General features: G+C 72.4%; 8 protein-coding genes. 6 read left to right on the forward strand and 2 right to left on the reverse strand.

Annotation, left to right across the window (positions count from 1 at the left end; genetic code table 11):
- Nucleotides 1-233 (forward strand): M20/M25/M40 family metallo-hydrolase (locus ACRDSK_RS31705; RefSeq protein ID WP_431445081.1); only part of this gene is annotated, 233 nt, incomplete at its 5' end.
- Here ACRDSK_RS31705 and ACRDSK_RS31710 read toward each other — a convergent pair.
- On the reverse strand, nt 211-606 hold the full coding sequence (locus tag ACRDSK_RS31710; RefSeq protein ID WP_431445082.1) for a hypothetical protein: 396 nt from the start codon (nt 604-606) through the stop codon (nt 211-213). The two genes, ACRDSK_RS31705 and ACRDSK_RS31710, sit on opposite strands and share 23 nt — an antisense overlap.
- Before the next feature lie 2 nt (nt 607-608).
- Nucleotides 609-1,109, reverse strand: coding sequence for a hypothetical protein (locus ACRDSK_RS31715; protein ID WP_431445083.1), 501 nt, complete (start codon nt 1,107-1,109; stop codon nt 609-611).
- Between the two features lie 40 nt (nt 1,110-1,149).
- Between ACRDSK_RS31715 and ACRDSK_RS31720 the strand changes: the two genes are divergently transcribed.
- From ACRDSK_RS31720 to ACRDSK_RS31740, 5 genes are all read left to right on the forward strand, one after another.
- A complete protein-coding gene (locus tag ACRDSK_RS31720) occupies nt 1,150-1,926 on the forward strand; it encodes a TIGR00730 family Rossman fold protein (protein ID WP_431445087.1) in 777 nt (258 codons plus the stop codon).
- 135 nt (nt 1,927-2,061) lie between these two features.
- The gene (gene folP, locus ACRDSK_RS31725; protein ID WP_431445088.1) at nt 2,062-2,877 is read left to right on the forward strand and encodes a dihydropteroate synthase; all 816 of its coding nucleotides are present in this window, start codon (nt 2,062-2,064) and stop codon (nt 2,875-2,877) included.
- Nucleotides 2,877-3,797, forward strand: coding sequence for a glucosyl-3-phosphoglycerate synthase (locus ACRDSK_RS31730; protein WP_431445084.1), 921 nt, complete (start codon nt 2,877-2,879; stop codon nt 3,795-3,797). The genes folP and ACRDSK_RS31730 overlap by 1 nt, the downstream gene beginning before the upstream one ends.
- 34 nt (nt 3,798-3,831) lie before the next feature.
- Nucleotides 3,832-4,143, forward strand: coding sequence for a DivIVA domain-containing protein (locus tag ACRDSK_RS31735; RefSeq protein ID WP_431445085.1), 312 nt, complete (start codon nt 3,832-3,834; stop codon nt 4,141-4,143).
- Entirely contained in the window at nt 4,140-4,703 is a 564-nt protein-coding gene (locus ACRDSK_RS31740; RefSeq protein WP_431445086.1) for a DNA-3-methyladenine glycosylase I, read from the forward strand. Before ACRDSK_RS31735 ends, ACRDSK_RS31740 begins: the two co-directional genes overlap by 4 nt.
- Nucleotides 4,704-5,070 lie beyond the last annotated feature (367 nt).

Below are 5,070 nucleotides of genomic sequence, written 5' to 3' on the forward strand. Positions count from 1 at the left end.
GCGCCCTGCCCGGGCTGTCCGCCCCGGCGGCCGCCGAGCTGGTCGCGGCCGCGGGCGGCGACCCGGTGGCGAAGCTCGGCTGGACCGACGTGGCCCGCTTCGCCGCGCGCGGCATGCCGGCGGTCAACTTCGGCCCCGGGGACCCCACCCTGGCCCACACGCGACAGGAACACGTGCCGATCGCCGACATCCACCGCTGCGCGGAGGTCCTCACCCGCTTCCTCGCGGGCTGAGCTCCTCCGCGCGGAACCCGTGCACCCCGGCGAGCGCCAGCGCGCCGAGCAGCGTGAGCCACCGCCCCGGCGCCGAGTCGAACTCCTCCGGCGGCACCTGCTCGACCACGAGCACCCAGACCGCGGTCGTCAGCGAGACGAACACCATGACCAGGTGCCCGATCCGGGTGGGCGGCTCGGCGAGGAAGAGCCAGTAGGTCGTCAGCGCGGTGCCGGCGACGAAGGCCAGCATCAGGAGCGCGACCCAGCCTTCCGCCACGAGTCCCCACAGCGTGTACGGGTCCGCGCCTTCCTCGTTGGCGGCCCAGGTCGTGGCGGTCAGCACGAGCAGGCCGGTGGCGAGGCTCGTCCCCAATGCGGCGAAACGCGACATGTCTACCGCCTGATGTCGTTCGCGCGGGTGCCGTGGACGACGGCCAGGAACAGGGTCGCCAGCAGCGTCAGCCAGCGGGCCGGGGCGGAGTCGCCCTCCTCGGCGCTGTAGTAGCCGCCGGCGTCCACGGCGCCCACGAGGACGATGCCCACGGCCGTCAGCAGCGCCAGCACGACGAACACGATGTGGCTCGCCTTCCCGGCGGTGTCGGCGACGAACACCGCGATCGTGCCCACCCCGACGACCAGCACGCCGCCGAGCGTCCACGCGGCCTGCCAACCCTCCGGCACCATCCCCCACAACGTCTCCACGTAGCCGTCGGCGCCGCCGACCGTGCGCCACGTCGCGGCCGTCATCGCCAGGATCGCGCCGGCGACCGCGCAGGCCAGCACGGCGTACCGCAGGCCGTCGGACACGTCGGTCTGCCGGCGGTCGAGCTGGTCCACGCGCTTGCGCAGGTGTTGCAGGGACTTCTCGAGCTTCTCGATGCGCTCTTCGGACACGCTCGGCAAGATACTTGTCTCTAGACTCGCGCACGTGACGATCGAGCAGTTCGCCGAGCAGCCGGACGAGGAGCACCCCAAGGAGAAGCAGCGGGGGCCAGTGGTGCTGCGGCGGTCCAGAAGGGACGAAGCGACCACCACCGACCAGCGGCTGCTGGACTCACGCGGCCCGGCGGACTGGGTGCACACCGACCCGTGGCGGGTGCTGCGCATCCAGGCGGAGTTCGTCGAGGGCTTCGGCGCGCTGGCCGAGGTGCCGCGCGCGGTCACCGTGTTCGGCTCCGCGCGGACCAAGCGCGACGATCCCGAGTACCAGCTGGGCGTGGACATCGGCGCGGCGCTCGCGAGGGCCGGCTACGCCGCGATGACCGGCGGCGGCCCGGGTTCGATGGAGGCGGTCAACCGCGGCTGCTCGGAGGCCGGCGGGCTGTCCATCGGGCTGGGCATCGAGCTGCCGTTCGAGCAGGGCCTCAACCCCTGGGTCGACCTCGGCGTCAACTTCCGCTACTTCTTCGCCCGCAAGACGATGTTCGTCAAGTACGCCCAAGCGTTCATCTGCCTGCCGGGTGGCTTCGGCACGCTCGACGAGCTGTTCGAGGCACTCACGCTCGTGCAGACGAAGAAGGTCACCAAGTTCCCGGTCGTCCTCTTCGGACGGTCCTACTGGGGCGGGCTGTACGACTGGGTGCACGACACGGTCTACAAGGAAGGCAAGATCGGCGAGAAGGACATGGCGCTGCTGCACGTGACCGACGACGTCGACGACGCCATCCGCGTGGTCGAAGAGGCCTACCAAGCTTGGGACGAAACCCACTGAGCAAGTTTCGTCGGGGTCACCAATTGTGACCTCCGTGTATCGCCGGGGTTGTTCGCGGCGCGCGCGTGGCACGATCCGCGGGTGGGCATTCTTCGATTCGGCCGCCGGACGGTCACGCAGGACCGCGCGCTGGTGATGGGGATCGTCAACCGCACCAGGGACTCCTTCTACGACCGCGGCGCCACGTTCGCCGAGCAGGCCGCACTCGCCGCCGTCGAGCGGCTGGTCGGCCAGGGCGCGGACATCGTCGACATCGGCGGCGTCCGGGCCGGCGCGCACGGCGAACGGGTCGAAGCGGACGAGGAGCTGCGCCGGGTGGTGCCGCTGGTCGAGCGGGTGCGCGAGCTCCATCCCGACCTCGTGATCAGCGTGGACACCTGGCGTCACGAGGTCGGCCGGGCGGCCTGCGCGGCCGGCGCCGACCTGATCAACGACACCTGGGCGGGCGCGGACCCCCGGCTGGCGGAGGTCGCCGCCGAGTTCGGCGTCGGCATGGTCTGCTCGCACACCGGCGGCGCAGCGCCGCGCACCGACCCGCACCGGGTGCGCTACCTGGACGTGGTCGCCGAGGTGGCCGACGAGCTGGTGGCGCGGGCGGAGCGGCTGGTCGCCCTCGGCGTGCCCGAGCAGGGCGTGCTGATCGACCCCACGCACGACTTCGGCAAGAACACCTGGCACGGGCTCGCGCTGCTGCGCCGGCTCGACGAGCTGGTCGCGACGGGTTGGCCGGTGCTGATGGCGTTGTCCAACAAGGACTTCGTCGGCGAGACCCTGGACGCCGACGTGGCCGACCGGGTGGACGGCACGCTCGCGGCGACCTCGGTGGCGGCCAACGCCGGCGCCCGGGTGTTCCGCGCGCACGAGGTCGGCCGGACGCGGAAGGTGGTCGAGATGGTGGCGAGCATCGCCGGGACCCGGCAGCCGGTGCGCTGCCTGCGGGCGCTGGCCTGATGCATCCGGACGCGCGGGCGTGGTTCGCCGAGCGGACCTGGCAGAGTGCCGAGTGGACGGTCGCGGAGCTGGTGGCTGCCAAGGGCTCCCGCACGGTGAGCGTGGTGCTGCCGGCGCTCGACGAGGAGGCCACGGTCGGCGGCGTGGTCGCCTCGATCCGGCCGCTCGTCGGCTCCCTCGTGGACGAGCTGGTCGTGCTCGACTCCGGCTCGACGGACCGCACGGTCGAGGTGGCCGCCGTGGCGGGTGCCCGGGTCGTGCGCCGGACCGAGGTGCTGACCGAGCTGGAACCGTTGCCCGGCAAGGGCGAGGTGCTGTGGCGCTCGCTCGCGGCGACGACCGGCGACCTGCTGGTGTTCGTGGACTCGGACCTGGTCGACCCGTCGCCGGAGTTCGTGCCGACGCTGCTCGGCCCGCTGCTGTTCGCTCCGGACGTGGCGCTGGTGAAGGGGTTCTACCGGCGCCCGCTGTCCACCGAGGACGCGGCCGGGTCCGGCGGCGGCCGGGTCACCGAGCTGATGGCCCGCCCGCTGCTCTCGGCGCTGCGCCCCGAGCTGTCCGGGGTGATCCAGCCGCTGTCGGGCGAGTACGCCGGCACCCGCGCGCTGCTCGAGTCGGTGCCGTTCGCGTCCGGGTACGGGGTGGAGATCGGGCTGCTGCTGGACGCGCACGCGATCGTCGGGCTGGCGGGGATCGCGCAGGTGAACCTGGGCGTGCGGCGGCACCGCAACCAGCCGCTGGCGGCGCTCGGGTTGATGGCGCGCCAGATCCTCGGCACCGTGCTCGCCCGTTGCGGCATGCTCCCCGCGGACGCCGGCGAGCTGACGCAGTTCGTCCAGGTGGCGGGCGAGTGGCTGCCGGACACCGCGGGCGCGGCGGTCGCGGACCGGCCACCGATGCGCTCCCTGCTCGTCAGGTGAGTTTCCGTCAGAGGGGTGTGCAACGATCCCTCTCGTGACCACCGTCCTGATCTACCTGGTCGTCATGGTGCTCGTGGCGGCCGTGGTTTTCCTGATCGCCTCGGTCGTCTTCGGCCGGGGTGAGGAGCTGCCGGCGCTGCCGCCCGGCGCCTCGCCCACGCGGCTGCCCTCGTCCGGCATCACCGCGGACGACCTGCGCGGCGTGCGCTTCCAGCTCGTTGTGCGCGGCTACAAGATGTCCGAGGTCGACTGGGTGCTGCGGCGCGTCGCGGGCGAGCTCGACGACCTGCGCGCGGAGGTGGCCGACTTACGCGAGCGCCTGGAGCCGGCCGACGAGTCGTCATGACCGCGACCGTTGGGCCGGACGGGCGGCCGCGGTGTCCGTGGGGCAACTCGGCGGCGGACTACGTCGCCTACCACGACGACGAGTGGGGCGTGCCGCTGCGCGGCGAGGCGGCGCTGTACGAGCGGCTGACCCTGGAGGCGTTCCAGTCGGGCCTGTCCTGGCTGACGATCCTGCGCAAGCGGGAGGGTTTCCGCGCCGCGTTCGCCGGCTTCGAGCCGAAGCGGGTGGCGGAGTTCGGCGACGCCGACGTGGCCCGCCTGATGGCCGACAAGGCGATCGTGCGCAACCGAGCCAAGATCGACGCCGCGATCCGCAACGCCCGCGCGATCGCCGACCTCGACGTGCCACTGGACGAGCTGCTGTGGTCCTTCGCGCCGGAGCCGGGCCCCCGCCCCCGCACGCTGGCCGAGGTCCCCGCCATCACCCCGCAGTCCAAGGCGTTGGCCAAGGAGCTGAAGAAGCGCGGCTTCGCCTTCGTGGGCCCGACGACCGCCTACGCCCTGATGCAGGCAACCGGCATGGTCGACGACCACGTAGAAGGCTGCTGGCGCGCCACTTAGTGCCCGCAGGCGATTCGGCGCCAGCCCGAGGAACAAGGTCCGGGGCCGGCGGCGGACGGCCGAAGGCCGCCCTTGAACCGTGAGTCGGAGCCCGAAAAATCCGCCGCCGGCCCCGGACCCGTCTGCGCTCGCCGCAAGCCCCGGACCCCGGTCGTGCAAGCCGCCACCTAGTCCGGCACGGGCTCGGCCGCAACGACCGCAGCGGCCAACTCCCGGAACTCAGCCGAGTCGCCGTTGCCCGTGACCAGCAGAACGACCCTGATCTTGACCCCGTTTCACGGACTCGCCAGTGAGGAGATGAGGGTCGACGGGCGGGTGATGGTTTCGAACTCTACGGGACTCATCCAGTCCAGGGTGGAGTGTCGGC

Source organism: Actinophytocola sp., assembly GCF_050699915.1.
Classification (GTDB): domain Bacteria; phylum Actinomycetota; class Actinomycetes; order Mycobacteriales; family Pseudonocardiaceae; genus Actinophytocola.

What these genes read in the sequence shown, in the direction of transcription:
- ACRDSK_RS31710 (WP_431445082.1), bottom strand. Translation starts at nt 606, where the DNA reads ATGTCGCGTTTCGCCGCATTGGGGACGAGCCTCGCCACCGGCCTGCTC.
- folP (WP_431445088.1), top strand. Translation starts at nt 2,062, where the DNA reads ATGGGGATCGTCAACCGCACCAGGGACTCCTTCTACGACCGCGGCGCC.
- ACRDSK_RS31730 (WP_431445084.1), top strand. Translation starts at nt 2,877, where the DNA reads ATGCATCCGGACGCGCGGGCGTGGTTCGCCGAGCGGACCTGGCAGAGT.
- ACRDSK_RS31740 (WP_431445086.1), top strand. Translation starts at nt 4,140, where the DNA reads ATGACCGCGACCGTTGGGCCGGACGGGCGGCCGCGGTGTCCGTGGGGC.